We start from the raw sequence: 25,228 nt of genomic DNA on the forward strand, positions 1-25,228 counted from the left end.
CGTACGGCGCCGGTCAGGCCGACGCCCGTTCGCACAGCTCCGTCACCAGCCGTGCGACGTCCCGCGGCGCCCGCAGCGTGGGGAAGTGGTCGCAGTCCGGGTGCCGGACCAGCCGGCAGCCGGGGATACGAGCGGCCATCGCCTCGTTGCAGCGGATCACCTCGGGCTGGTCCCGCTCGCCGAGCAGGAGCGTGCAGGGCAGGTCGAGTTCGCCCAGCCGGTCGAAGGCCCGCCCGCCCTCGGTCTCGTGGCCGTAGGTCGTGAACCAGGCGGGAATCGCCGCCCGCAGCAGGGGCTCGGCCTCGGTGTCGGGGTCGGCGCCCGCCGCGCCCCAGGTCCGCAGTGCGAAGGCGACCAGGCCGTCCATGTCACGGGCGGTGGCCAGCCGGCCGATCTCCTCGGTCACCTCCGGCGTCTCCAGGCCCTCGTAACCGTTGACGCCGGGCACCAGCAGACCCAGGGCCGCCACCTGGCCGGGGTCGCTCAGGGCCAGGTCGATGGCGGTTCTGGCGCCCATGCTGGAGCCGACCAGGACCACCCGGGTCAGTTCGAAGTGGTCCAGGACGCTCCTGAGGTCGTCGAGCTGGGTGTAGGAGACGGTGGGCGCCGGTGACCGGCCGAAGCCGCGGGCGTCGTACCGGATCACCCGAAGACGTCCGGCCGCCAGGCCGGTCAGTACGGGCTCCCACAGCCGGGAATCGCCGACTCCCGAGTGCAGCAGCACCACGGGCGGTCCGGCCGCGGCCCCGCCGTCCGGGCCCGCGTCGTCCACCCAGACCTCGCCGCCCTTGACCTGCACCATGTGTCCCATACGGATGACCCTGCCCGGTATACGGCTCCGGTGACAGCCTGCGTCCGGTCAATCCCCGCGGCTCACCCCGGCCACACGATCGCCTGCACCTCGCTGTAGGCGTGGAGCGCATACGAGCCGACGTCGCGGCCGACCCCGCTCTTCTTGAACCCGCCGAACGGCGCCTCCATGTTGCGGCCGACGGTGTTGATCCCGACACCGCCGGCCCGCAGCCGGCGGGCCACCCGGAAGGCGCGGGCCACGTCGCCGGACCAGACGTAGTCGATGAGGCCGTAGTCGCTGTCGTCGGCCAGGGCCACGCCCTCGTCCTCGTCGTCGAAGGGGATGACGACGACCACCGGGCCGAAGATCTCCTCGCGGGCCACCCGCATGTCGTTGGTGCAGTCGGCGAGCAGGGTCGGCGTGACGTAGAAGCCGGTGTCGAGGGAGGGACGTTCGCCGCCGGCGACGACCACCGCGCCTTCCTTGCGGCCGAGTTCGACGTACGACTCCACGCGGTCGCGGTGTGCCGCCGAGATCAGCGGGCCGACCACCGTGTCCGGCTCCCGGGGGTCGCCGACCTTCAGGCGTCCCGCGTAGCCGGCCAACTGCTCGACCAGCCGGTCGTACAGGCCCCGTTGGGCCAGCACCCGCGTCGGCGCCGTGCAGATCTGCCCGCTGTAGAAGGAGAACGTCGTCCCGATCCCGGCCACGGCGGACCCGAGGTCAGCGTCGTCGAGGACGACCGCCGCGCCCTTCCCGCCGAGCTCCATCAGCTGGCGTTTCATGTCCCGCCCGCAGACCTCGGCGATGCGCTGCCCGACCGCCGTGGAGCCGGTGAAGCTCACCATGTCGACGTCCGGGGAGGAGACGGCCGCCTCGCCGACCTCCACGGAACGCCCGCAGACCACGTTCACCACACCCGCCGGAGCCCCCGCCGCCTCCAGCGCCTCCGCCATCCGGTAGACGGACAGCGGATCCTGCGGGGCGGGCTTCACGACCACGGTGTTGCCCATGGCCAGCGCGGGCGCGATCTTGCCCGCCGGGTTGGCCCACGGGTTGTTGTACGAGGTGATGCAGGTGACGACCCCGACGGGCTGGCGGACGGCCAGCGCACCCATCACACCGGCCTTCCCCATCGGCCCCGCCTCGTTGATCTGCGGCGGGATCGCCCACTCGGCGGGCTCCACGCGCGCGTAGCGCCGGAACCGGGCCGCCCCGACGCCCACCTGCATGCCCCGGGCCGTCCCCGTGGTCGCCCCGGTCTCGGCCTGGGCCAGTTCGGCATACGGCACCAGGTGGCCGCGGATGATGTCCGCCGCCCGCCCCAGCACGGCCGCCCGTTCCTCGGGCGACGTACGCGACCACGGCCCGAAGGCCTCGCGGGCCGCGGCGCAGGCCGCGTTCACCTGATCCCGCGAGGCCTCCGGAGCCCACCCGACGGTCTCCTCGGTCGCCGGATCGACGACGGCGTAGTACCCGCCGTCCGGCTCCAGCCACGAGCCCCCGACGAACAACCGCTGCCGGTCGACCGGCTTGTGGCTCATCGGGTGGCCACCGTCCTGGTGTCCCGCCCCGAGCGCAGCACGCGCCCCGGCACGGCCCCGGTCACCACGTCGTCGCGGATCGCCTCGACGCCGTTGACCCAGACCGCCCGCACACCGATCGCCCTGGAGTCCAGCCGCGGGCTGTCACCCGGCAGGTCGTGCACCAGGGTTGCCTTGCCGGCGTCGATCCGCTCCGGGTCGAAGAGGACCAGGTCCGCATGGAAGCCCTCCTGGACACGTCCCCGGTGACGGAGGCCGAAGAGCCGGGCGGGGTCGTCGGTGAGCATCCTCACCGCCTGCTCCAGGCCGACCAGTTTCCGCCCGCGCAGACAGTCCCCGAGGAACCGGGTCGTGTACGGCGCCCCGCACATCCGGTCCAGATGCGCCCCGGCGTCCGAGCCGCCCAGCATGACGTCCTCGTGCCGCCACGTCTCGGCGCGCAGCGCCCAGGAGTCGGGGTCGTTGTCGGTGGGCATCGGCCACAGGACCGTACGCAGATCGTCCGCCGCGCAGATCTCGACCAGGCACTCGAAGGGCTCCTGCCCGCGCTCGGCCGCGATGTCCTGAACGACCCGTCCGGTCAGCCCCCGGTTCGCCTCGCTGTAGGTGTCCCCGATGACGTACCGCCCGAAGTGGGTGAGCCGCCGGAAGACTCCCGCCTCCTTGGACCGGGCCCGCAGCAGCATCTCGGCCCGTACGTCCGGGTCTCGGAGCTTGGCGATCCTCTCCTTGACGGGCAGCCCCAGGACCGGCCCCCACCCGGGGATCAGGTTCAGGGCGCAGAAGGTTCCCAGCGACATGTTCATCGGCGTGAGGATCGGCATGGTGAGCGCCACGATCCGGCCACCGGCCTTGCGGGCGCGCTCACTTGCCTCCAGCTGCCTGGGCACCCGCTCGGGAACCGCCGCGTCGATCGTGAGCACGTTCCAGTTCAGGGGGCGGCCGGCGGCGGCCGTCATCTCCACGAAGAGGTCGATCTCGTCGTCGCTGAACTGGTCCAGGCAGCCCGCCACGATGGCCTCGATCTGCGTGCCCTCGTGCTCCCCGACGGCCCGTGACAGGGCCAGCAGCTCGGCCGGTCCGGCGTGCCGGGAGGCCACCGGCTTCCCGTCGCCGTCGGAGTGCGAGGTCGACTGGGTGGTGGACAGCCCCCAGGCCCCCGCCTCCATGGCCTCCCGCAACAGCCCCACCATCGCGGCAAGCTGCTCCGAGGAGGGCTGCCCGCCCACCGCGTCCGGCCCCATGACGTATCGGCGCAGCGCGCAGTGCCCCACCATGAACCCCGCGTTGACGGCGATCCGCCCCTCCAGGGCGTCCAGATACTCCCCGAAGCTGCTCCAACTCCAGGGCGCCCCCTCCTCCAACGCCACCAGCGACATGCCCTCGACCTTGGACATCATCCGCCGCGTGTAGTCGGCGTCCTCGGGCCGCGCAGGGTTGAGGGGGGCCAGGGTGAACCCGCAGTTCCCCCCGGCGACCGTGGTCACCCCGTGGTTCAGGGACGGGGTGGCATACGGATCCCAGAAGAGCTGGGCGTCGTAGTGGGTGTGGGGGTCGACGAACCCGGGGGCGAGGATCAGCCCGGCGGCGTCCTCACTGGTGCGGGATTCCTCGGTGATCGTGCCGATGACGGCGATACGGCCATCGCGCACACCCACGTCGGCGGTGTAGGCGGGCGCGCCCGTCCCGTCGACGACGGTCGCGCCTTTGATGACGTGATCGAGCATGACGGTTCCTCCTCAGATTCCGAGTGCGGGCCGCGCCCGTTCAGGGCGTGGGGCTGTATCGATATGCGGCTCCGCCGCGTGGGCGCGACCAGCCCCCACAAACCCGCACCCGCCAACGGCGATCAGACACCCCTGCGGAACCGCGAAGTCCGATGCACGGGATCCGTGTCGATCTTCGGAATCACGTGCTCCCCGATCAACCGAATCGTCCGCAGCGTCTCCTCCTTCGGCACCCCCACCGGCAGCCCGAAGCTCAACTGATCGGCCCCGGCCTGCTCCCACCGCTTGCACTGCGTGAGCACCTCGTCCGGATCCCCGCAGATCAGCAACTCCTCCTCGATCAGCAACTCCACGAACTCCGGCGTGTACGGGGGCAGCGTCTCCGGCCACACCGGGAACCCCTCGGGGCGGGGAAACGTGTCGTGGTACCGGAACACCAGCGACGGCAGATAGTGCAGCCCGCCGTTCACGGCGGTCTCGATCGCCTCGGCGTGCGTCGGCGCGCAGATGGCCGTGGTGGTCACCATCACGTTGTCGTTGACGAAGTCACCGATCGGCTCGGCGTTCACGACAGCCGTCTTGTACTGCTCCAGCACCCACTCCATGTCGGAGACCTTCTGCACGCTGAAGCCGAGCACCCCGAGCCCCTTCTTCGCGGCCATCGCATACGACGGCGGCGATCCGGCGGCGTACCACATCGCGGGGTGCGACTTCCCGTACGGCTTGGGCAGCACCTTGCGCGGCGGCAGCGACCAGTGCTTGCCCTGGAAGCCGGTGTACTCGTCCTGGAGCCACATCTTGGGGAACTCGGCGATGGTCTCTTCCCAGATCTCCTTGGTGTAGTTCATATCGGTCACGCCCGGTATGAACCCGAGGATCTCGTGCGACCCTGCGCCGCGCCCGCTGCCGAACTCGAAGCGGTTCTCGGTGAGGTGGTCGAGCATGGCGACCTTCTCGGCCACCTTGACCGGGTGGTTGACCTGGGCGAGCGGGTTGAAGATGCCGGACCCCAGATGGATCCGCTCCGTCGCGTGCGCCAGGTACCCCAGGTACACGTCGTTGGCGGAGAGGTGGGAGTACTCCTCCAGGAAGTGGTGTTCCGACGCCCAGGCGTACTTGAAGCCGGACTTGTCCGCCTGGATGACGTATTCGGTCTCCTCCATCAGCGCCTTGTGCTCGGCGAGCGGGTCGGTTTCGGCGCGCTTGCCCACGTATCCCTGTACAAAGAGCCCGAATTCCAAGGAGGTTCACCGTCCCCACATAGTTTCTGACGTACCGTCAGATTCACTTTCCGCCGACTGTGGCACCGCTCCCGTGCACCGTCAATAGCTGACTGGCCATCAGATGAGGGCGGTGCATCAGATGACGCTCACCCCGGCCAGCCAGCCGCCGTCGATCACGAACGGCTGGCCGGTGATGTACGACGAGTCGTCCGACATCAGGAACAGCGCGAGCCGGGCCACCTCATCGGGCCGCCCGATCCGCCCCAGAGGCACGAGCTTGCGGTAGAGCCCGTCGAGGGCCTTCGAGGTCTCCTCGGGGTCCGCGCCCGGGTCCAGATGGGCCGGGTTGGACATGGCGGTGTCGATCGCGCCCGGGCACATCGCGTTGACCCGGATGCCGCGCGGCGCCAGTTCCAGCGCGGCGACGCGGGTGAGGCCGAGGATGGCGTGCTTGGTGGCCGCGTAGGTGCCCACGGCCGCCATGCCCGTCACGGCCGTGTAGGAGGCGGTGTTCACGATGGTGCCGCCGTCCTCCATCTCCGGCGCGACCGTCTTGACGCCGAGGAAGCAGCCGACCTGGTTGACCCGCACGACCTGCATGAACTCGTCGAGGGGCGTGTCGACGAGGGAGTTGAAGCGCAGGATGCCGGCGTTGTTGACCAGCCCGTCGACCCGGCCGTACGCCCTCTTGGCGGCGGCCACCGCGGCCTGCCAGTCCGTCTCCTCCCCCACGTCGAGATGCGCGTACAGCGCGCCGATCTCCTTCGCGAGTGCCTCGCCCTGCTCGTCGAGCACATCGGCGACGACCACCTCGGCGCCCTCCTCCCGGAAGAGCCGCGCCTCCTCCTCGCCCTGTCCGCGTGCCGCGCCGGTGACGATCACGACCCGGCCGTCCAGCTTGCCCATGGCTCACTCCAGTCACTGGTCGAGGTACGGGGCGACCTCGGCCCCGAAGGCGGTCATCTGGTCCACGAGTTCGTCCCGGCTCCGGCAGCGGAAGCGCACCTGGATCTGGTGCACGCCCATCGCGCGATAGGCCCGCAGGGACTCGGCGAGCGCCTCCGGCGCACCGGTGATCGTCCGCCGGCCCACCTCCCAGCCGGGCCGGCCCACGTAGAGCGGCTCGGTGATGGCGCCCACGACGATCGGCTCCTCGATGCCGGCCTCCGCGCGCAGCCGCCGCAGCGTGGCGATCTGCTCCGGCAGCCGGTCGCGCGGGTCGCCCTGCGGCAGCCAGCCGTCGCCCTTGAGCGCGGCCCGGCGTACGGCGGCTGGCGAGGATCCGCCGACCCAGACGGGTAGGCGCGGCTGGGCCGGCCGGGGCAACTGGCCGAGTCCCTCGAAGTCGTAGAACTTCCCGTGGTGCTCGGGGAACTCCTCCGGCCCGAGTGCGGCGCGCAGGGCGTCGATCGCCTCGTCGAGGACGGCCCCGCGCTGCCGGAAGTCGTGCCCGAGCGTCTCGAACTCCTCGCGCACATGCCCGGCGCCGACACCGAGGATCAACCGGCCGCCCGACAGGTGGTCCAGCGTGGCGTACTGCTTGGCGGTGGCCAGCGGGTGGCGCAGGCCGACGACGGCGACATGGCTGAGCAGCCGGACGCGCTCGGTGACGGCGGCGAGGTGGGCGAGGGTGGCGACGGGGTCGTACCAGATCGTGCTCATCGCGGGCGCGAGGCGGCGCGGAACGCCGACGTGGTCGCAGCTCGCGATGTAGTCGAAGCCGGCCCGGTCGGCGGCGACGGCGATCGCCCTCAGGTCGCCCGGGCCGGCGGCGGCTTCCCAGGGCTCGGCGTAGATCGTGCTCTGGGACTGGATCGGGAGTTGCATCCCGAACAGCGTCCGCCCGTCCGGCGGGACTTGGATGGACACGCACCCTCCTCGATCTGACGAACCGTCATATCTGTTCCGGGCGTCATCGTCGGGGCTGGCGCCGCAACAGACAAGGGGTGGAGGCGGAACTGCTGCGGCCCTCGCGGGGCGCTCGCCGGACCGGTGGAATGTCGCGAACTTCGTCCGATTGACCGCGATCCGTCGTGTTCGTGTCTCAGGCACGTCACCGGGTGAGGGCGGTCGGCGAGGGGTTCGTACTGGGCGGTGGCTGCCCGGGAGGTCCGGGCGCCGGGACAACGGGGAGACCGAGAATGATCCGCAACCGCATCGCCGCGATCGCCGCCACCACCGCCGCCGCGGCCCTGCTGCTGACCGCCTGCAACGGCACCGGCAACGCCGCGTCCGCCGCCCGCGAGGGGGCCGCCGCCGCCCAGGGGAGCCTGAGCTTCACCAGCGGTTCGGCCAAGCAGAACAATGCGGCCCCCGGCACCGGCGACTGGGCCAACAGCCCGGGGAAGCCGGCGAGCAAGCCGGTCGCCAAGAAGTGGGTGCAGCTGAGCGCGGCCCGGGCGGGCGACCTGAACCCGGTCGTCGTCAACGGCGCCGGCTTCACCCTCTACCGCTTCGACAAGGACACCGCGAACCCGTCCCGGTCGAACTGCGCCGGCGAGTGCGCCACCACCTGGCCGCCGGTCCTGGTCGCCCCCGGCGGCAAGATCTTCATCGACGGTGTGGACAAGTCCGACGTGGGCGTCGTCAAGCGCGCCGACGGCAACCTGCAGGTGACCGTCGGCGGCTGGCCGGTCTACCGCTTCAGCAAGGACCTCAAGCCCGGTGACACCAACGGACAGGGTGTGGGCGGCACTTGGTTCGGCGTGACGCCGGACGGCCAGAAGGCGGGAGCCGGGCAAGAGGACGGCGCCGGCGACGAGCAGGGTGGTGTGGCCCCCGCGACCAGCGTCACCCTCTCCGACGAGCGGAACTTCGGCGACCCCTCCGAGGGGCTGGCCGGTGCCGGATGCCAGAACGTCGGCCGCGACGACTCCGCCTCCTCCCTCCAGGCCGCCGGCACCCTGAAGATCTGGTCCGAGAAGGACTGCAAGGGCGACTCCAAGGTGGTTCAGGGCAACATCGCCGACCTGGCCTCGGTCGACTTCGACGACAGGATCTCGTCGGTGTTCCTCGGCTGACGCCGGCTGCCACGAGTTGCGGCCGCGGCCCCTTGACGGGACCGCGGCCTGCTCATGCCCTCCCGGGCCACAGCCCGTCGTCCGTCAGGCCCAGCAGATCGATCGCGTTGCGCCGTACGATCCGCTCGACCACGTCCGCGTCCAGGTGCCCCATCTGCGCCTCGCCGACCTCGCGCGACTTCGGCCAGGTGGAGTCGGAGTGGGGGTAGTCGGTCTCGTACAGGACGTTCCCGACGCCGATCGAGTCCAGGTTCCGCAGCCCGAACGCGTCGTCGAAGAAACAGCCGTAGACGTGGTCGGCGAACAGCTCGGACGGCGGCCGGTGCACCTTGTCGGCGACCCCGCCCCAGCCACGGTTCTCCTCCCACACCACATCGGCGCGCTCGAGGATGTACGGGATCCAGCCGATCTGCCCTTCGGCGTACATGACCTTGAGGTTCGGGAAGCGCTCGAACTTGCCGCTCATCAGCCAGTCGACCATCGAGAAGCAGCAGTTGGCGAAGGTGATGGTGGAGCCGACGGCGGGCGGGGCGTCGGCCGAGGTGGAGGGCATCCTGCTGGACGAGCCGATGTGCATGGCGACGACCGTGCCGGTCTCGTCGCAGGCGGCGAGGAACGGGTCCCAGTAGTCGGTGTGGACGGACGGGAGCCCGAGGTGCGGGGGTATCTCGGAGAACGCGACGGCACGCACGCCGCGTGCGGCGTTGCGGCGGACCTCCGCTGCCGCCAGCTCGGCGTCCCAGAGGGGGATGAGGGTGAGCGGGATGAGACGGCCCTGCGCGGCGGGGCCGCACCACTCCTCCACCATCCAGTCGTTGTACGCCCGGACGCCCAGCAGGCCCAGCTCGTGATCCTGCGCCTCGGTGAAGGTCTGGCCGCAAAAGCGGGGGAAGGTGGGGAAGCAGAGCGCGGACTGGACGTGGTTGACGTCCATGTCGGCGAGGCGGGCGGGGACGTCGTACGACCCCGGGCGCATCTGCTCGTAGGTGATGACCTCCAGCTTGATCTCGTCCCTGCTGTACCCGACGGCGGTGTCGAGGCGGGTCAGCGGCCGCTGCAGGTCCTCGTACACCCACCAGTCGCCGATCGGACCGTCGTCGCCCGGCCGGCCCATGACGGGCTTGAACCGCCCGCCCAGGAAGGTCATTTCCTTCAACGGCGCGCGAACTATGCGCGGGCCGGTGTCCTGGTACTTCTTCGGAAGCCGGTCCTGCCAGACCGTGGGCGGCTCGACCGTGTGGTCGTCGACGGAGATGATCAGGGGAAACGCGGTCTCGGTGTCCATGTCCGCCACGGTAGCGCCGATCTGACGGTCCGTCAGCTATGCAGAGGCGGCCCCGGGTGCGGCGGGGAGTGCCCAACGCCGTGCGGAGAGCACGTGAGGACCTTGTGATATCCCGCGCGCCTGGCTGTGATCACCCCCTCCACAGCTGACGCAACTGCCATGAACAAGGCAAACTGGCGGGGATGTAAACGGGTCCTAGGGGGACTGCGATGGACGGGGTACCGCGAGTGCCGGAGCAGAGGCGTCCTGGCTCCTCGACAGATACGGCGGAGCAGGCGGGTGCGCTGCGCTTCGGTGTGCTCGGCCCGGTACGCGCGTGGCGCGGCGAGGAACAGCTCCCCACCGGTTCTCCCCAGCAACGCGCCCTGCTCGCGGCCCTCCTGCTGCGCGAGGGCCGCACGGCGACCGCGGCGGAGCTGATCGACGCCCTGTGGGGCGAGGAGCCGCCCTCGCAGGCGCTGGCGGCGGTACGAACGTACGCCTCCCGGCTGCGCAAGGTGCTGGACCCCGGGGTCCTGGTGAGCGAGTCGGGCGGCTACGCGGTGCGCGGCCTGGCCGAGGGCGCGCTGGACCTGGCGGCGGCCCAGGAGCTGGCGGCGGAGGCGGAGAAGGCGCGCAACGCCGGGGATCTGTGCCATGCCCGGGAGGTGCTGGGCCGGGCGCTGGCGCTGTGGGACGGGGAGGTGCTGGCCGGGGTCCCCGGGGCGTACGCGGAGGCCCAGCGGGTCCGCCTGGAGGAGTGGCGGCTGCAGTTGCTGGAGTCCCGCCTCGACATGGACCTGGAGCAGGGCTGCCACGCCGAGGCGGTCTCGGAGCTGACGGCGCTGACGGCGGAGCACCCGCTGCGGGAGCGGCTGCGTGAGCTGCTGATGCTCGCGCTGTACCGCAGCGGGCGGCAGGCTGAGGCGCTGGCGGTGTACGCGGACACCCGCCGCCTGCTGGCGGACGAACTCGGCGTTGACCCACGTCCGGACCTGAAGGAACTCCAGCAGCGGATCCTGCAGGCCGACCCCGGCCTCGCGGAACCGTCGGCTCCGGTGGCCGACCCGCCGGTGATGCCGGTACGTCCCGCCCAGCTTCCGGCGACCGTGCCCGACTTCACGGGCCGTTCCGCCTTCGTCTCCGAGCTGAGCGACGTCCTCGCCTCGTCCGAGGGCCGGGTGATGGCGGTGTCGGCGCTGGCGGGCATCGGCGGGGTCGGCAAGACGACACTCGCCGTGCACGTGGCACACCAGGCCCGCTCGGCCTTCCCCGACGGGCAGTTGTACGTCGACCTGCAGGGCGCCGGCCCGCGGGCGGCGGAGCCGGAGACCGTGCTGGGGTCCTTCCTGAGGGCCCTGGGCACGGCGGACTCGGCCATTCCGGACTCACTGGAGGAGCGCTCGGCGCTGTACCGCTCGGTCCTGGACGGCCGCCGGGTCCTGGTGCTGCTGGACAACGCCAGGGACGCCGCCCAGGTACGACCGCTGCTGCCGGGCACCGAGGGCTGCGCGGCGCTGGTGACCTCCAGGGTCCGCATGGTCGACCTCGCGGGCGCCCACCTGGTCGACCTGGACGTGATGTCCCCGGACGAGGCGCTGACCCTCTTCACGAAGATCGTCGGCGAGGAGCGGGTGGCGTCCGAGCGGGAGGCGGCGCTGGACGTGGTCGCGGCGTGCGGCTTCCTGCCGCTGGCGATCCGCATCGCGGCGTCCCGCCTCGCGGCCCGCCGCACCTGGACCGTCTCGGTCCTCGCCGCCAAGCTCGCCGACGAACGCCGCCGGCTGGACGAGCTCCAGGCCGGCGACCTCGCGGTCAAGGCCACCTTCGAACTCGGCTACGGCGCCCTGGACCCCGCCCAGGCCCGCGCCTTCCGCCTCCTGGGCCTCGCGGACGGCCCGGACGTCTCACTGCCGGCGGCTGCGGCCGTACTGGATCTACCGGTGGCGGAGACGGAGGACCTGCTGGAATCACTCGTCGACACGTCACTGCTGGAGTCGGCGGCGCCCGGGCGGTATCGGTACCACGATCTGGTGCGGCTCTACGCGCGTGCGTGCGCCGAGCGGGACGAGTGGCCGCCGAGTGAGCGGGATGCGGCGCTGTCGCGGCTGCTGGACTTCTATCTGGCCACGGCGGCGGGGGTGTACGCGATCGAGCGTCCGGGGGATCGGCTGGTGGATCATCTGGAGCACGGGGAGTTCCCGGGCCTGCGCTTCAGCACGCGCCACGAGGCTCAGGACTGGCTGTACTCCGAGGCGAACTGCCTGCTGGCCTGCGCGGGTCAGTCCGTGCGCAGCGGCAACCTGCGCAGGGCTGTCGATCTCCTCTGGGCGGCGAAGGACCTGGCCGAGTCGGGCGCCAACTCCCGTGACTACGAGGCAGCGGCGACGGCCGCTCGCGATGCCGCTCAGGCGGCGGGCGACGTCCAGGCGGAAGGGCGCGCCCGGACGACGTTGACGGACGCCCATCTGGCGGCAGGGCGATTCGCCCAGGCCGACGAGGAAGTGAGCCGGGCCGCGGCTCTGGCACGGCAGATCAGCGATCCAGCCCTCAACAGCTGGGTGCCGAATCATCGCGGCGTGATCGCGGTCTACCGAAGCCGGCACGCCGAAGGGGCCGCCCATCTTCAGGAGGCCCTGACCAACTTCCGGGCGGACGGCAACCTGGCGGGTGAGGCCAACGCGCTGTGCAACCTCTCCCGTTCGCACCTTGCCATGGGACAGACGAAGAGCGCGATCGAGCTCGCGCGACAGGGCGTCAGTGTCTACGACCGCCTGGGCCACACCCTGCGGGGCGCCAACGGCCGCTACGCCCTGGGGCTGGCTCTTGCCCAGGCAGGAGAACCCACTCATGCCGTCGAGCAGTTGAGAGAGGCGCTTGAGGTCTTCCGAGACAGTCGCCAGCGCCTCTGGGAGGGCATGACGATCTTCCGGATCGCCGAGATACTGCTCACCGAGCGAAAGCCGGCCCAGGCCGCCACGCTCGCCGAACAGTCACTCGCCGTACTCCGCGACATCGGCGGGGACTGGCGGCGAGGGAACGTGCTCACCGTCCTGGGGCGCGCCCTGTACGGCATCGGGCAGCTCGACCGTGCGCAGGCCTGTTGGCGTGAAGCCCTGTCCATCTACGAGGATCTGGGCTCCCCGGAGGCCACGGAGGTCCGAGGCCTGCTCAGCCCCGTCGCCGCCGCTTAGCCCACCCGGCCTGCGTTCATCGTTCGTTTATCGCCTCCCGGCACTCTGAATGCCGTCGATCCGTCGCGTCGGGGGGCAGACGGATCGTCATGGAGGCCCACCGTTAAGGTGAACGGCCCTGACCAGCCCGTCCGGCGGCCCTCGGGGGAGTCGCCGGGCGGGCCTCGTCACCCAAGCCACAGGAGTTGAACAGCATGGCCGAAGAGAAGAAGTCCAACGGCACCGTCAAGCCGCTCGACACCCACATCACCGATGCCGACGACGGCACCGTCAAGCCGCTCGACACCCACATCACCGATGCCGACGACGGCACGGTCAAGCCGCTCGACACCCACATCACGAGCGAAGAGGCCTGACGGACCAGCACCCCACGGGAATCGGCCGCGGCGGCGCGGAGGGGAAGCCGCCGCGGCCGAGGCGTGTCAAGGGGCAGGCGCAGGCCAGCAACGCCAAGCCGTAAAGCGACTCCTCACGGATGGGGCCGAGCCCAAGCTCGGCCCCATCGCCGTGTCGTCTCACCCCTCACCACCCACCTCGCACCACACCGTCTTGCCCGACTCCCCCTGCACCACACCCCACCGCAACGCCACAGCGTCCAGCAACGCCAGCCCCCGGCCGGACTCGTCATCCCCCTCGGCGTACAGCAGAACGGGCCAAGCGCACGGGTCAGCGTCGGCGACCTCCACCCGGATGCAAGGGCCCGCGCGAGCCACGCGCACGGAAACAGGGGTGCCCTCCCCCACATGGCGGACGACATTTCCCACCAGCTCGGTCACACACAGCTGCACCTCGCCGCCGATGTCCCCAAACCGCTCCCGCACCGCGCGCCGCAACTCGGGCACCGCCTTGGACAACGCGAGCAGATCGACCTCCAGGCCCGCATCGTTCACCGGCCGGCCGCCTTGCGCAGCGCCGCGGCCAGCTGCCGTGCGGTTTCCGTGTTGCAGTTGCCGAGGGCGATCAGGCCGACCGGAGCGTGGTACGCGCCTGCGAAGGTCGGCAGGTCCACACGGAGAGACGGGAGGGTGATGTCGTGGGCGGCGAGAGCGTCGCGCAGTTCCTCGATGCATAGGGTGATGTCGTAGGCGGTGGGGGGATTCTGACGTGGCCTCATGCACGTACGCCTTCCTGTGCACTCTGTGACGATTCACTCACACAGTGACGCGGCGCGACGTACCGTGAAAGAGGTTCAGGTTCCCGAGCGTGAACTGTGGAACAGAGCACGGCACTTGTGGAGTGGGGGCGGCAGATCATGGTGCGGCGCAAGGACATCGACGGCTCGGAAAGCGTCCCGTGCTTCTACGGCAAGGAGTTGCGGTGGAAGCGGGAGAAAGCAGGGCTCACACTTCAGCAGTTGGTCGAGGGTAGCTTCTACGGCCAGAGTCACCTGAGTGAGATCGAACGCGGCGAGCGCCGTATGCCACGCGATCTGGCCGAGCACGTGGACCAGGTGCTGCAGACCGACGGCTTCTTCGAACGCCGCTGCGAGGACGTGCGTAAGGCCCGACGGAAGGGACACGCCTCGTACTTCGAGAAGGTGCTGGAGGCCGAGAAGCACGCCGAGGCCATCGAGGAGTGGTGCCCGACCCTCATCCCCGGTCTGCTTCAGACCAAGGCCTACGCACACGCGGTCGTACGAGCGACACACCCTCTCGAAGCGCAGGAGAAGACGGACGCGAAGGTGAACGCCCGTCTCGAGCGGGCCCACCTCTTCGACGAGGACCACGCGACACCCGAGTACTGGGCGATCCTGCACGAGTCGCTGCTGCGGCTGGCGATCCTTCCGCCGGAGCAGATGGCCGAACAGCTCGACCACATCGCGGCGTTGGCGCGTCGTCGCCGGATCACTCCACAGATTCTTCCGTGGAACTGCGGGGCGCATCCTTTCATGCTCGGCATGGCCAAGCTCATGACCTTCCCTGATGCCCCTCCCCTCGTATACACAGAGTCCCTCCACACTGGGGACACCATCGACGATCCGGCCCTCGTGAAGGAGTACCGCAAGTCGTACGATCGGCTCAGGGCCGCCGCTCTGCCGCCGGAGGCGTCCCTCGCCATGATCGAGGAAGCGGCTGAGGACTACCGAAATGGCAAGCACCGCCTTTGACCTGAGCACTGTGCGCTGGAGGAGAAGCAGCTACAGCAACGGCAGCGGCGGAGACTGCGTCGAGGCCGCCGAGGGCCTCCCCGCCATGGTCCCCGTCCGTGACTCCAAGACGGCCGAGGACGAGGGCCCCGTGCTCGTGTTCCCCCTGTCCGCCTGGACGGCCTTCGTCGCGGAGATCAAGCGCTGACGCGGTGTGACTGGCAGGTCCGTGCCACGCGGGTGACGTGATGGCCCAGGAACTGGCGCTGTGGTGGAACACAACTGCCTTTCTCCCGCTCATCTCCGGTTCCTCAGGACTTCGCCGCCGGGTTATCCACAGGGCTGGGCGGGAGGGGTCCTGCCTTCGGGACAGTGGGGCGTGGAACGCAAGGACTTGAGGGCGCTCGTCGACGGCGGTGTGTTGCTGACCTCGCGGGCGCTGGAAGCCGGCTGGCCTCGGGCGTCCCTGTTCCGGCGGCTCCGCTCGGAGGGGTGGGCCCCCGTTCAGGGCGGGGCATGGGCAGAACCGGGGAGGCAAGTCGACCTCGTCGTACGGCTGAAGGCGGCCCAGCTGGTCAGGCGGCAGCTCGTCGTGAGCCATGGCTCGGCTGCTCGCCTTTGGCAGATCGAGACGCTGGACGGCGGGAGGCCGGGCCGCGGGAGGCCGGCCGAGGATCCACGGCGTCCATTCCCTCTGGAATTCACCGACCCCGGGCTCAGCGCCCGGCAGGGCTTCGCCGGGGTACGGGTCCACCGCATCCCCCTCCCGCAGGTCGAGGTCGTCGAGCGGTCCGGCCTGCGCGTCACCGAGGTCCCTCGCACCCTCGCCGACCTCCTCCGAGCCGGCCCGAGGGACGATGCGCTCGTTGCTGTGGAGTCCGCGCTCACCTACCGCAGGGTCGGCGGCGCACGCCGCGCCCCGCTCATCGCGCCGGCCACCCTTGCCGTGGCCTTGGAGGCCCCGCTTCTCGGTGCCGGCAGGGCCCAGGAGTGGCTGGTGCTGCTCGACCCCCGTTCCGGCTCACCCGCGGAGACGATCGCCCGCCTGCGCATGCACGACGCCGGCCTCCATCCCGAAACTCAGGTCGAGGTGCGTACCCCCGACGGCCGTCGCCGCTATCTCGACTTTCTCTTCAGGGCTGAGGGACTGGCGATCGAGATCGAGGGCTACGCCTATCACGGCACTCGTGACGCCCATCGCCGTGACGTGGCCCGCTTCAACCAGCTCGCCCGGAGTCCGGACGTGCGGAGCCTACTGCGCTATACCGCCGAGGACGTCTTCCATCGGCCTCTACAGATGATCCGCGAGATCCGTGCCGCACTGAATACCGGTGGAGGCCGCTTCGGTCCTGGTCCGTGCGACCCGCCAGGTTGATTGGCGGATCTGTGTCAGCGTCAGTCCCAATTGCCCACTCTGGCGGGATGCTCGGTGGGACTCTCCTGCCAATCGCCCCCCTCCCGAGCCCGAGGGGGATCCGGCAGCCGTCAAGGATCCCCGGGCCGTTCGCCCGTCCGCAACCCGCCCGTCGTACCCGCCCGCCACGCTCGGGTGCCATGGCATCCGACCAGAGCTTGCCGGCCGGTCCCGGGCGGCCGTCGGCGATTGTCAGGTTCGTTCAGTTCGTGCCGCTGGGCGCGGTGGCCGTCGTGCTGCTCGACTCCGGCACCGACTTCTTCCCCGACGACCCCGTCGAGTCGGTCGTCGGGATCGTCACGCCGACGCGGCTCGCCCTGCTGGCCGGCCTGATCGCCCTCGTCGTTCCCGTACGGGGGCGGCCGCGGGCCCGGCTGCGGGACTTCCGGACGCGACTGGACGTGCCGATCGGCCTGCTGGTCGTGGCCGCGGGGGCGGCGACGTACCACGGCGGGCACGCCACGGCGCCGCTGCGCGGCCTGCTGACCGCCGTGTGCTGCTACTACCTGGTGGTCGGAGTGCGCCGTACGCAGACCGAGTCGTGGCGGGCGATCGGGATCCTCGCGCTGGCCGGCGTCGCGGCGGCCTCCACCACTGCCTTCTCCCAGGTGACCAACGAGACGCCGACCGGCTTCTGCCGGACCGGGCTGCTGACCGACGTCGCCTGTGACGCGGGCGGCGACGGCATCCTCATCCGGGCCACCGGGACCTTCTCCAACCCGAACCTGCTGGCCGCCTTCCTGGTACTGCTCCTCCCCTTCGCGCTGCTCGCCGCCGTGTGCGTGGACGAGCGCACGGCCCGTACGGCGATCGTGGTGCTGGTCGTCATCGGATACGGGGCCCTGCTGGCCACCTTCTCGCGGGCCGGGTACGTCGCCGCCGCCGCCGGGCTTCTCGTGCTCGGCGGCGCCTACTGGCCGGCGCCCCGGCTCGCCGACCGGGCACGGCGCCGGCTGTTCGCCGCCCTGGGTGCCGTGGCCCTGCTCGTGGTGGCCGGCGCCATCTGGGCCGTGTCCCGGGCCGGGAACTCACTGGGTGTGCGGGGACAGGCCTGGGAAGCCGCCCTGCAGATCGCCGCCGACAATCCCCTCGGCGTCGGACTCGGCCGCTCCGGCGCCGTCATATCCGCCACCGCGCCCGGCGACCGGGTCTTCGTGCACGCACACAACCTCTGGCTCAACCGGCTGGTGGAAACGGGGCCTCTCGGGCTCCTCGCCATGACCGCCGTGGCCGTCGTCGCCCTGTCCTGCGCGGCCCGCGCCGCCCGCGCCAAGTCGGTCATCGGGACGGTCGGACTGGCCTCGCTGACCGGGTTCTTCCTGGCGAGCATGATGGACCACCCGGCCAACCTGGACCGGATCGATGTCCTCCTGTGGTGCGTGCTCGCCGTCGTCCTGGCCGAGGCGCCGGCCGGGTGGCGCCGCGGCTCCGGTGCGCCCACGACCGTGGTCCCGGCGCAGGCGAAGCGGCCCCGGCACGGGCCCCAGCGCGTCGGTGCGGCGAGCTGAGGGTCGGGACTCGGGCGGCCAGAGCCTCTTGCCGGGCGACACTCCGGCTCCGATCCCCTTCCGGCCGGCCGTCCCCGCCTGAGTCCACGGACGGCCCCTGCCGCCGAACGGCCGGTGCGGCAACAGGCGGCTCCTCGTTCCGCGTGCGTGGCGGCATCCGAGGCCTGCGGAACTGCCGCCACGAGCCGCGTGCGCGTACGGCGGAGTCGATCACGTCGGGAACATGGTCCGGCAGACCCTTCAGAGCGAAGCCGCGGTGCGGGCTCGGGCTCCGCCCGAGGGCCGCCCGCGGTCCTACCCCGCGCGGCGCCCCGCCTTGCCCCGCAACTCCCCCTTCACCACCTTGCCGCTCGCGTTCCGCGGCAACTCCCCCAGGAACTCCACCGTCCGCGGCACCTTGTAGTTCGCCATCTCCCGCCGCGCCCACGCGATCAGGTCGTCCCCGGTGAGCACCGCACCGGGCCGCCGCACCACGTACGCCTTCCCGACCTCGCCCAGCCGCGCGTCGGGTACGCCGATCACCGCCACGTCCGCCACATCGGGATGCAGGCCCAGGAGCTGTTCTATCTCCGCCGGGTAGGCGTTGAAGCCGCCGACGATGTACATGTCCTTGATGCGGTCGGTGATGTGCAGGTTGCCCGCCTCGTCCAGCACGCCCACGTCGCCCGTGCGCAACCAGCCGTCCTCCGTCAGCACTTCGGTGGTGGCCGCCTCGTCCTCGTAGTAGCCGCGCATCACGTTGAAGCCGCGGACCAGGACCTCTCCGGGTGTGCCGGCGGGCGCCGGTACGCCCGTCGGGCCGACCACCCGCACCTCCGTGCCCGGGATCGCGCGGCCCGACGTCGACGCGATGACCGACGGGTCGTCGCCGCGCCGGCACATGGTCACGATGCCGCTGGCCTCGGAGAGGCCGTATGCCGTGAGGACCGTCTCGACGCCGAGTTCCCCGCGCAGTCGCTCCACCAGTTGCAGGGGCACGACCGCCGCGCCCGTCACCACGAGCCGCAGCGCGGAGAGGTCGTGGGCGTCGCGGGCCGGGTGGTCCAGGAGGGACTGGTGCAGGGTGGGCGGGCCCGGCAGGACCGACACCCGTTCCGCCGCGATGTTCGCCAGAGCCGTGCCGACGTTGAAGACCGGCTGGGGGATCATCGTCGCGCCCCGCATCAGGCAGGCGATCACCCCGGCCTTGTAGCCGAAGGTGTGGAAGAACGGGTTCACGATGAGGTAGCGGTCGCCCGGCCGCAGTCCCGCCAGGTCGCTCCACACCTCGTAGGCACGCAGGGTCTGTGCGTGGGTGATCACCGCGCCCTTCGGGCGGCCCGTCGTGCCGGACGTGAAGACGATGTCCGAGGGGCAGGAACCGTCCACGGCCTCGGCACGCGCGCGCACGTCCGCGGCGCTCACCCCGTCCCCGCTGGCCAGGAAGTCCTTCCAGGTACGGAAGTCCGCCGGGGCGTCGTCCGACAGCACGACGACCTGCTCCAGCTCCGGCAGCCCCGGTCCCTCCGCGACCGCCCTGCGCAGGGACGCCACATACGACGTTCCCAGGAACGTGCCCGTCACGAACAGCAGCCGCGCCCCGCTGCGCCGCAGCACATCGGCCGCCTCGGTGCCCTTGAAGCGGGTGTTCAGCGGCACCAGCACCGCCCCGGCCGACACCGCGCCCAGCGCCGACACGATCCAGTCGAGCGTGTTGGGGGCCCAGATGGCGACCCGGTCGCCCGGCGCGACGCCGTTCGCCAGGCAGGCCGCCGCCGAACGCTCGACGCGGGCGCCCAGTTCGGCGTACGAGATCCGCGTACGGCCCTCGACCACGGCCTCGACGTCCGCGTACCGCTCGGCCGCGGACCGGACGAGTTCCGGGATGCTGGCCCACTCCAAGTCACCGCGCACCACAGCCTCCAGACCCAGTAGCTGACTGACCGTCAGATTAGCTGTAGCCTGACGCCCTGTCAGCAGCCGCTTCAGCATGCGGAGGTGCTCGCAGCATGACCGGAGTCAACGGACTCAAGGACGCCACCGCGATCGTCGGCATCGGACAGACGCCCTTCGCCAAGCGGCTCGGCGAGGACGAGAGAACCCTCGCCTGCCGTGCCGTCGTGGCCGCCCTGGACGACGCCGGAATAGCGCCGGGCGAGGTCGACGCGCTCGCCAGCTACACCATGGAGGAGACCGACGAGGTCGAGCTGGCGAAGGCCGTCGGCTTCGGCGACCTCACCTTCTTCAGCAAGGTGGGGTACGGGGGCGGCGGTTCGTGTGCCACCGTCGCGCATCTCGCCGCCGCCATCGCCGCCGGGCAGGCGACGGTCGGGGTCGCCTGGCGGTCCAGGAAGCGGGGCAGCGGGCCCCGGCCCTGGCGCAACACCACCGCCCAACTGCCCACGCCCGCCCAGTGGACCCGGCCGTACGGCCTCCTTCGCCCCGTCGACGAGATCGCCATGCTCGCCCGCCGCTACATGCACGAGTACGGCACGACGCGGGATCACCTCTTCAACGTCGCCCTCGCCTGCCGGAACCGGGCCAACCAGAACCCCGCCGCGGTGATGTACGAACGGCCCCTGACCCGCGAGATGTACATGACCTCCCGGTGGATCAGCGAGCCCCTGTGCCTCTTCGACAACTGCCTGGAGACCGACGGCGCCCTGGCGTGCGTGATCGTCAGCCGGGAGCGTGCCCGGGACTGCCGGCACACCCCCGTCTATGTCCACTCCGCCGCCCAGGGGCTGCCCGCCCAGCACCACGGCATGGTCAACTACTGGAACGACGACCCGCTCACGGGGCCCGCGTGGACCGCGGCCCGGCACCTGTGGAAGCACGCCGACTTCACTCCGCAGGATGTGGACGTCGCCCAGATCTACGACGCGTTCACCGCGCTCATACCGCTCTCGCTGGAGGGGTACGGCTTCTGCGGGCGGGGCGAGGGCGGGGCGTTCACGGAAGGGGGCGCCCTGGAGATCGGCGGGCTGCTGCCCCTCAACACCGGGGGCGGCGGGCTCAGCGAGGCCTACGTCCACGGCTTCAACCTCATCAACGAAGGCGTCAAGCAGCTGCGCGGCACCAGCACCGCACAGGTCCCCGACGCCGCCACCTGTCTCGTCACCGCCGGCGAAGGCGTCCCCACCTCCGCGCTGCTCCTGAGGAGTTGATCGAAGGATGCTCTCCCCCGTCACCGACCCCGACGGCGCCCCCTTCTGGCAGTACGCCGCCCAGGGCGAGCTGCGTGTCCAGGCCTGCGCCGACTGCGGCGAACTCCGCTTCCCGCCCCGCCCCTGCTGCCCGCACTGCCAGTCCTTCGCGAGCGAGTGGCGGCAGGTCGGCGGGCACGGCCGGATCTGGTCGTACGTCGTCCCCCACCCGCCCCTGCTGCCGGACTACGCGGAGCAGGCGCCGTACAACGTCGTGGCCGTCGAACTCGCCGACGCGCCCCGCATCCGCATGGTCGGCAACCTCGTCACGGAACCCGGCGCCCCTCTCAACTCCCTCCCCCTGGACCGGATCCGCATCGGCGCAAGGGTCCAGGCCGTCTTCAGCGGGGCCGGCCTTGTGCAGTGGGTCCTGGAGCGGCCGTGAGCCCCGCTGTCAGGACCGAGACCGACAAGGACACCGGCGTCGCCGTCGTCACCCTCGACCGGCCGGATCGCCTCAACGCCATCGACCTCGCCATGCGTGACGAACTTGTGGCTGCGTGGCGGGCGTTGCGGTTCGACGACACCGTACGGGCCGTCGTGCTCACCGGGGCCGGGGAGCGGGCCTTCTGCACCGGGCTGGACCGGGAGGCCGTCGTCCCGCAGCCCAACTCGCCGTACATGACCGACGATCCGCTGCTGCGGGTCGGGCCGAAGGCGAACGACCTGTGGAAGCCGGTCGTCGCCGCCGTACGGGGCATGGCGTGCGGAGGCGCCTTCTACCTCCTGGGCGAGGCGGACTTCCTCGTCGCCGACCCGAGCGCCGCCTTCTTCGACCCGCACACCACCTACGGCATGGTCAGCGCCTACGAGTCGATGCTGACGGCGCTGCGCATGCCCTACGGAGAGGCCGCGCGGATGGCGCTCATGGGGAGCACGGAGCGGATGTCGGCGCGGCGGGCGCACGAGATCGGGTTCGTGTCGGAGGTCACCGAGCCCGGCGGGGCATTGGCCGCCGCGGTCGACTGTGCCGCCGTCATCGCCGGGTATCCCCCGGAGGGCGTGCAGGGGACCGTACGCGCGCTGTGGGCGGCCAAGGAGGCCGCCCTGGCCCACGCCTTCGCGCAGGCACCGCACCTGATCGCCCTCGGCAACCTGCCGGGCGAACGGCAGACGGAGCTGTTCCGGGCGCGGGGCCGCGAGTTCAGGACAAGGTGACCTAGTAGTGGTCGGACATGCGCATCGCGTCGCCCAGCTCGCAACTGCCGCCCGCGACGCTCTGCCTGGCGACGACGTCGATGGTGTCGGTGGCGCCGGCGTCGACGGTCAGGATTCCGGCGTTGGCCGTGTCCACCGCTGTGCCGGCCGAGTCCTTGAAGGTGACGGTGAACGTGTAGGAGTACGTCGTTGTCGTACTGCTGTTGGTGGCGCGGACGCGCGCGACGAGCCCCTTGGCCGCGTCGTACTCGCACTTCTCGATCTTCACGTCCGCGGTGTCCTCCGCGGACGGTCCCTCGCTCTCCACACCGCCACTGGATGACGAGCCCGTGTCGTAGTCGTCGTCATCGTCGTAGTACGTACTGCCGTCACTCGTGCCGCCCGAACTGCTCGACGAGCTGCTGGAGTTCGAGTTGCTGTCGCAGCCGCCGCCACTGGAGTGCCGTGCGCCCGTCAGGGCCACGACGACCCCCACGCAGACGGCCACAGCGCGGACATGGCGAAGCTTCACGTGGTCAACCCCCGTTGTCGTGATCGTGAGCACGTCACGTTAGCAGCGGCCGCATGGCAGGAACCGCTTACCCGGCGTAGCGTCTCGTGCAAGAGCGGTGAAGATGGCCGCCCTTTGTGGACGGCCGCCGTCCGGATCCCTTCCGTGCGCCGGTACGACGGCCGTCACAAGCGATGCCTACGCGGTGCGGGCTGTCCCCGTGCCCTTCTCGGCGTCCAGGGCGTACACGCAGCGGTCCTTGCTGCACGCGTACACGACGCCGTCCTGGACCACGGGCGAGCCGGTGATCTCGCCGCCGGTCGCGAGCTTCCAACGCAGCCGGCCGTCGTCGGCCTTCAGGGTGTACAGCAGGTGGTCGGTGGAGCCGAAGTGGATCCGGCCCTCCGCCACCGAAGGCGCGCCCACGATGTCGCCGCCCGCCTGGAAGCGCCACTTCGGCGTCCCGGTGACCGCGTCCAGGGTGTAGAGCCCCTTGCCGCTGCCGACATGGACGTGCCCCCCGGCCACCAGCACCGGATCGATCGAGGCGCGGGCCTCGGTGGCGATGCGCCAGCGGTCGCGGCCGTCGGTGGCGTCCAGGGCGTAGACCGTGCCGAGGTAGTCCGCGAGGTACACGCCACCGCCGGTCACCGCCGGGCCCGGCACGAAGGCCGGCGGGCACAGGAAGACCGCCGGGGCCTCGAAGTGCCAGCGGACCAGGCCGCTCACCACGTCGAGCGCGAGCACCCTCGTCCCCGCGGACACGTACACGTAGCCGTCGTGCGCCTGCGCCACCCGCACCGGCACCCCACCGCAGGAGGCGGCGTCGCCGATGGGGTACGACCAGCGCTCGTCGCCCGTCCGGGCGTCCAGGGCCTTCAGCCGGGCGTCCTGCCAGACGTACACCGTGCCGTCGTACAGCGCCGGTCCGGCCTCCGGGGACTCGAAGTCGCTCTGCGCCCCGGTGATCTCCCACAGTTTCTGGCCGTTGGATGCCTCCCAGGCCTGGACACCGCCGCCGCGCGTGCCGGTGATGACCGTGCCGCGCTCGGCCTTGAGGGAGTACACCCACGCGTCCGTCTGCAGACGCCAGAGGTCGGCGCCCTCGCGGCAGTCCAGGGCGAACAGGGTCGGGCCGTCGGAGGCGTGGATACGGCCGTCGGCGACTGCCATCGACCAGGCGACGTCCCGGGTCTTGAAGCGGCGGCGGCCGGTGGCCACGTCCAGGGCGTGCACCTCGAAGGAGGTGACGTAGACGAGGTCGTCGGCGACGGAAGGGGTGCCCCAGACGTCGTTCGACATGCGAAAACGCCAGGGCCGCCAGCCGGCCGCCGGTTCGGGGGCCACCGGCGGCGGTGCCGGTACGGCGGGGCCGACGGCAGGGTCCGTGCCGTTGACGCCGGGGCGGGGCTTGGACCAGGAGGCGACAAGGCCGGCTTCCGGCGGGGGCGCCTGCATGGCGGCGGCGCGGGCGTCGGCGACGCGGGGGCCGGGGCCGATCGGGACCGCGCCGCCGGCCAGCCGCACCGGGCCGGTGTCGGGGGCGCCGATCGGTACGGGCGCCGGCTGCGGGCCCGGAACCACCGGGTCGCGCGGGGGCGGGGGCGGAACCGGCGCGGGGGCGTTGCGGCCGCCGCTGCGGCCGGAGGACGGCGCGGGCTTGGCCGCCGGGCGGCCGCCTCGGCGCGTCTCGATCAGGCTCACCGCCCGCTCGGGCAGCCATGCGGACGCCGTACCGCTGTCGTCGGTGCCGGAGCCGAAGAGGTGGGGGGCGAGCTGGGCCTGGAGGTCGGCCGGGTTGGGGCGGGCCGTGGCCTCCATCTGCATACAGGACTCGATCAGCGGGCGCAGCTCGTCCGGGAGGCCTTCGAGGTCGGGGCCCTCGCGCAGCAGCATGAACACCGTCTCGACGGGGTTGGCGCCGTGGAAGGGCGGGTGTCCGGTGGCGGCGAACACCAGCATCGAGCCGAGCGAGAAGACGTCGCTCGCGCCGGTCACGCTGCGGGAGTCCTTCGCCTGCTCGGGCGACATGTAGGCGGGGGTGCCGACGGCGACGTTGGTCATGGTCAAACGCGTGTTCGACACGCCGGACGCGATACCGAAGTCGATGACTCTCGGGCCGTCCTCGACCACGAGCACGTTGGACGGCTTGAGGTCGCGGTGGACGAGACCGGCGCCGTGGATCGACTGCAGGGCCTCCGCCACGCCCGCCGCCAGCCAGCGCACCGCCTGGGCCGGGAGCGGCCCGCACTCGTTCACTATCTCCTCGAGGGAGGGCGCGGGGACGTACGCGGTGGCCAGCCACGGCACGGCCGCGCGCGGGTCGGCGTCGACGACCGCGGCCGTGTAGAAGCCGGAGACCGCGCGGGCCGCCTCCACCTCACGCGTGAAGCGGACGCGGAACAGCTGGTCCTCGGCGAGCTCCGTACGGACCGTCTTGATCGCCACGCGCCGCCCGGACGCCGAGCGCGCAAGATAGACCAGCCCCATGCCGCCGGCACCCAGCCGTCCGAGCACCTCGAACGGCCCGATCCTGCGCGGATCGTGCTGCGTCAGCTGATCCACCACTTTGCCTGCCACCTCCCCGTACGGGCCCCGTCACCCGCTTATGTACGCGACCCC

Annotated in this window: 22 protein-coding genes; 10 read left to right on the forward strand and 12 right to left on the reverse strand. The window is 71.4% G+C overall.

The window, feature by feature from the left end:
* Window positions 1-13 precede the first annotated feature (13 nt).
* The 6 genes from AB5J55_RS18225 to AB5J55_RS18250 all read right to left on the reverse strand — a co-directional run bounded on the left by AB5J55_RS18225 (window position 14) and on the right by AB5J55_RS18250 (window position 7,114).
* Window positions 14-811 (reverse strand): alpha/beta fold hydrolase, encoded by a 798-nt coding sequence (locus tag AB5J55_RS18225; RefSeq protein ID WP_369271704.1) that lies wholly within the window; start codon window positions 809-811, stop codon window positions 14-16.
* A gap of 62 nt (window positions 812-873) precedes the next feature.
* Window positions 874-2,337 carry an aldehyde dehydrogenase family protein gene (locus AB5J55_RS18230; protein ID WP_369271705.1) on the reverse strand — a complete coding sequence of 488 codons (1,464 nt, stop codon included), beginning with the start codon at window positions 2,335-2,337 and terminating at the stop codon, window positions 874-876.
* Window positions 2,334-4,064: an amidohydrolase family protein gene (locus AB5J55_RS18235; protein WP_369271706.1), complete on the reverse strand. Its 1,731-nt coding sequence runs from the start codon at window positions 4,062-4,064 to the stop codon at window positions 2,334-2,336. Before AB5J55_RS18235 ends, AB5J55_RS18230 begins: the two co-directional genes overlap by 4 nt.
* Window positions 4,065-4,186: 122 nt before the next feature.
* Window positions 4,187-5,305, reverse strand: a complete 1,119-nt coding sequence (locus tag AB5J55_RS18240; RefSeq protein WP_369271707.1) for an LLM class flavin-dependent oxidoreductase — start codon at window positions 5,303-5,305, stop codon at window positions 4,187-4,189.
* 117 nt (window positions 5,306-5,422) lie between these two features.
* Entirely contained in the window at window positions 5,423-6,193 is a 771-nt protein-coding gene (locus AB5J55_RS18245; protein ID WP_369271708.1) for an SDR family NAD(P)-dependent oxidoreductase, read from the reverse strand.
* Window positions 6,194-6,205: 12 nt separating this feature from the next.
* Window positions 6,206-7,114 carry an LLM class F420-dependent oxidoreductase gene (locus AB5J55_RS18250; RefSeq protein ID WP_369276222.1) on the reverse strand — a complete coding sequence of 303 codons (909 nt, stop codon included), beginning with the start codon at window positions 7,112-7,114 and terminating at the stop codon, window positions 6,206-6,208.
* A gap of 314 nt (window positions 7,115-7,428) precedes the next feature.
* Between AB5J55_RS18250 and AB5J55_RS18255 the strand changes: the two genes are divergently transcribed.
* On the forward strand, window positions 7,429-8,307 hold the full coding sequence (locus tag AB5J55_RS18255) for a hypothetical protein (protein ID WP_369271709.1): 879 nt from the start codon (window positions 7,429-7,431) through the stop codon (window positions 8,305-8,307).
* A 52-nt stretch (window positions 8,308-8,359) separates the two neighbouring features.
* On the opposite strand, the gene AB5J55_RS18260 is transcribed toward AB5J55_RS18255, so the two are convergent.
* Window positions 8,360-9,601 (reverse strand): amidohydrolase family protein, encoded by a 1,242-nt coding sequence (locus AB5J55_RS18260; RefSeq protein ID WP_369271710.1) that lies wholly within the window; start codon window positions 9,599-9,601, stop codon window positions 8,360-8,362.
* Window positions 9,602-9,801: 200 nt separating this feature from the next.
* Between AB5J55_RS18260 and AB5J55_RS18265 the strand changes: the two genes are divergently transcribed.
* Entirely contained in the window at window positions 9,802-12,765 is a 2,964-nt protein-coding gene (locus AB5J55_RS18265; RefSeq protein ID WP_369271711.1) for a BTAD domain-containing putative transcriptional regulator, read from the forward strand.
* Between the two features lie 194 nt (window positions 12,766-12,959).
* Window positions 12,960-13,121: a hypothetical protein gene (locus AB5J55_RS18270; RefSeq protein ID WP_369271712.1), complete on the forward strand. Its 162-nt coding sequence runs from the start codon at window positions 12,960-12,962 to the stop codon at window positions 13,119-13,121.
* 159 nt (window positions 13,122-13,280) lie between these two features.
* On the opposite strand, the gene AB5J55_RS18275 is transcribed toward AB5J55_RS18270, so the two are convergent.
* Together AB5J55_RS18275 and AB5J55_RS18280 are read right to left on the reverse strand one after the other, a co-directional pair.
* Window positions 13,281-13,655, reverse strand: a complete 375-nt coding sequence (locus tag AB5J55_RS18275) for an ATP-binding protein (protein WP_369271713.1) — start codon at window positions 13,653-13,655, stop codon at window positions 13,281-13,283.
* The gene (locus tag AB5J55_RS18280; protein ID WP_328881000.1) at window positions 13,652-13,879 is read right to left on the reverse strand and encodes a hypothetical protein; all 228 of its coding nucleotides are present in this window, start codon (window positions 13,877-13,879) and stop codon (window positions 13,652-13,654) included. Before AB5J55_RS18280 ends, AB5J55_RS18275 begins: the two co-directional genes overlap by 4 nt.
* Window positions 13,880-14,017: 138 nt before the next feature.
* On the opposite strand from AB5J55_RS18280, the gene AB5J55_RS18285 reads away from it, so the two are divergent.
* The 4 genes from AB5J55_RS18285 to AB5J55_RS18300 all read left to right on the forward strand — a co-directional run bounded on the left by AB5J55_RS18285 (window position 14,018) and on the right by AB5J55_RS18300 (window position 17,773).
* Window positions 14,018-14,872 (forward strand): helix-turn-helix domain-containing protein, encoded by an 855-nt coding sequence (locus AB5J55_RS18285; protein WP_369276223.1) that lies wholly within the window; start codon window positions 14,018-14,020, stop codon window positions 14,870-14,872.
* Window positions 14,853-15,059, forward strand: a complete 207-nt coding sequence (locus AB5J55_RS18290; RefSeq protein ID WP_328880999.1) for a DUF397 domain-containing protein — start codon at window positions 14,853-14,855, stop codon at window positions 15,057-15,059. Before AB5J55_RS18285 ends, AB5J55_RS18290 begins: the two co-directional genes overlap by 20 nt.
* A gap of 171 nt (window positions 15,060-15,230) precedes the next feature.
* The gene (locus tag AB5J55_RS18295; protein WP_369271714.1) at window positions 15,231-16,226 is read left to right on the forward strand and encodes an endonuclease domain-containing protein; all 996 of its coding nucleotides are present in this window, start codon (window positions 15,231-15,233) and stop codon (window positions 16,224-16,226) included.
* 179 nt (window positions 16,227-16,405) lie between these two features.
* Window positions 16,406-17,773, forward strand: coding sequence for an O-antigen ligase family protein (locus tag AB5J55_RS18300; protein WP_369271715.1), 1,368 nt, complete (start codon window positions 16,406-16,408; stop codon window positions 17,771-17,773).
* Window positions 17,774-18,067: 294 nt separating this feature from the next.
* On the opposite strand, the gene AB5J55_RS18305 is transcribed toward AB5J55_RS18300, so the two are convergent.
* On the reverse strand, window positions 18,068-19,666 hold the full coding sequence (locus tag AB5J55_RS18305; protein WP_369271716.1) for a FadD3 family acyl-CoA ligase: 1,599 nt from the start codon (window positions 19,664-19,666) through the stop codon (window positions 18,068-18,070).
* A gap of 95 nt (window positions 19,667-19,761) precedes the next feature.
* Here AB5J55_RS18305 and AB5J55_RS18310 point away from each other — a divergent pair, with 95 nt between their 5' ends.
* From AB5J55_RS18310 to AB5J55_RS18320, 3 genes are read left to right on the forward strand one after another with little or no spacing between them, the layout of a single operon-like run.
* Complete coding sequence (locus AB5J55_RS18310; protein ID WP_369271717.1) at window positions 19,762-20,919, forward strand: lipid-transfer protein; 1,158 nt, start codon at window positions 19,762-19,764, stop codon at window positions 20,917-20,919.
* A gap of 7 nt (window positions 20,920-20,926) precedes the next feature.
* Window positions 20,927-21,343 carry a Zn-ribbon domain-containing OB-fold protein gene (locus AB5J55_RS18315; RefSeq protein ID WP_369271718.1) on the forward strand — a complete coding sequence of 139 codons (417 nt, stop codon included), beginning with the start codon at window positions 20,927-20,929 and terminating at the stop codon, window positions 21,341-21,343.
* Window positions 21,340-22,116, forward strand: coding sequence for an enoyl-CoA hydratase/isomerase family protein (locus AB5J55_RS18320; protein WP_369271719.1), 777 nt, complete (start codon window positions 21,340-21,342; stop codon window positions 22,114-22,116). The genes AB5J55_RS18315 and AB5J55_RS18320 overlap by 4 nt, the downstream gene beginning before the upstream one ends.
* 1 nt (window position 22,117) lies before the next feature.
* Here the strand turns inward: AB5J55_RS18320 and AB5J55_RS18325 are convergent, their stop codons facing one another.
* Window positions 22,118-22,627, reverse strand: coding sequence for a hypothetical protein (locus tag AB5J55_RS18325; protein WP_369271720.1), 510 nt, complete (start codon window positions 22,625-22,627; stop codon window positions 22,118-22,120).
* Between the two features lie 177 nt (window positions 22,628-22,804).
* Window positions 22,805-25,174 carry a PQQ-binding-like beta-propeller repeat protein gene (locus tag AB5J55_RS18330; RefSeq protein ID WP_369271721.1) on the reverse strand — a complete coding sequence of 790 codons (2,370 nt, stop codon included), beginning with the start codon at window positions 25,172-25,174 and terminating at the stop codon, window positions 22,805-22,807.
* Window positions 25,175-25,228 lie beyond the last annotated feature (54 nt).

Source organism: Streptomyces sp. R11, assembly GCF_041051905.1.
Classification (GTDB): Bacteria; Actinomycetota; Actinomycetes; order Streptomycetales; family Streptomycetaceae; genus Streptomyces.

Bases quoted from the DNA above. Each gene is read 5' to 3' on its own strand.
- AB5J55_RS18315 (WP_369271718.1), top strand. From the start codon at position 20,927: ATGCTCTCCCCCGTCACCGACCCCGACGGCGCCCCCTTCTGGCAGTAC.
- AB5J55_RS18255 (WP_369271709.1), top strand. From the start codon at position 7,429: ATGATCCGCAACCGCATCGCCGCGATCGCCGCCACCACCGCCGCCGCG.
- AB5J55_RS18290 (WP_328880999.1), top strand. From the start codon at position 14,853: ATGGCAAGCACCGCCTTTGACCTGAGCACTGTGCGCTGGAGGAGAAGC.
- AB5J55_RS18300 (WP_369271715.1), top strand. From the start codon at position 16,406: ATGGCATCCGACCAGAGCTTGCCGGCCGGTCCCGGGCGGCCGTCGGCG.
- AB5J55_RS18225 (WP_369271704.1), bottom strand. From the start codon at position 811: ATGGGACACATGGTGCAGGTCAAGGGCGGCGAGGTCTGGGTGGACGAC.
- AB5J55_RS18245 (WP_369271708.1), bottom strand. From the start codon at position 6,193: ATGGGCAAGCTGGACGGCCGGGTCGTGATCGTCACCGGCGCGGCACGC.
- AB5J55_RS18310 (WP_369271717.1), top strand. From the start codon at position 19,762: ATGACCGGAGTCAACGGACTCAAGGACGCCACCGCGATCGTCGGCATC.
- AB5J55_RS18235 (WP_369271706.1), bottom strand. From the start codon at position 4,064: ATGCTCGATCACGTCATCAAAGGCGCGACCGTCGTCGACGGGACGGGC.
- AB5J55_RS18270 (WP_369271712.1), top strand. From the start codon at position 12,960: ATGGCCGAAGAGAAGAAGTCCAACGGCACCGTCAAGCCGCTCGACACC.
- AB5J55_RS18265 (WP_369271711.1), top strand. From the start codon at position 9,802: ATGGACGGGGTACCGCGAGTGCCGGAGCAGAGGCGTCCTGGCTCCTCG.
- AB5J55_RS18250 (WP_369276222.1), bottom strand. From the start codon at position 7,114: ATGCAACTCCCGATCCAGTCCCAGAGCACGATCTACGCCGAGCCCTGG.
- AB5J55_RS18280 (WP_328881000.1), bottom strand. From the start codon at position 13,879: ATGAGGCCACGTCAGAATCCCCCCACCGCCTACGACATCACCCTATGC.
- AB5J55_RS18230 (WP_369271705.1), bottom strand. From the start codon at position 2,337: ATGAGCCACAAGCCGGTCGACCGGCAGCGGTTGTTCGTCGGGGGCTCG.
- AB5J55_RS18285 (WP_369276223.1), top strand. From the start codon at position 14,018: ATGGTGCGGCGCAAGGACATCGACGGCTCGGAAAGCGTCCCGTGCTTC.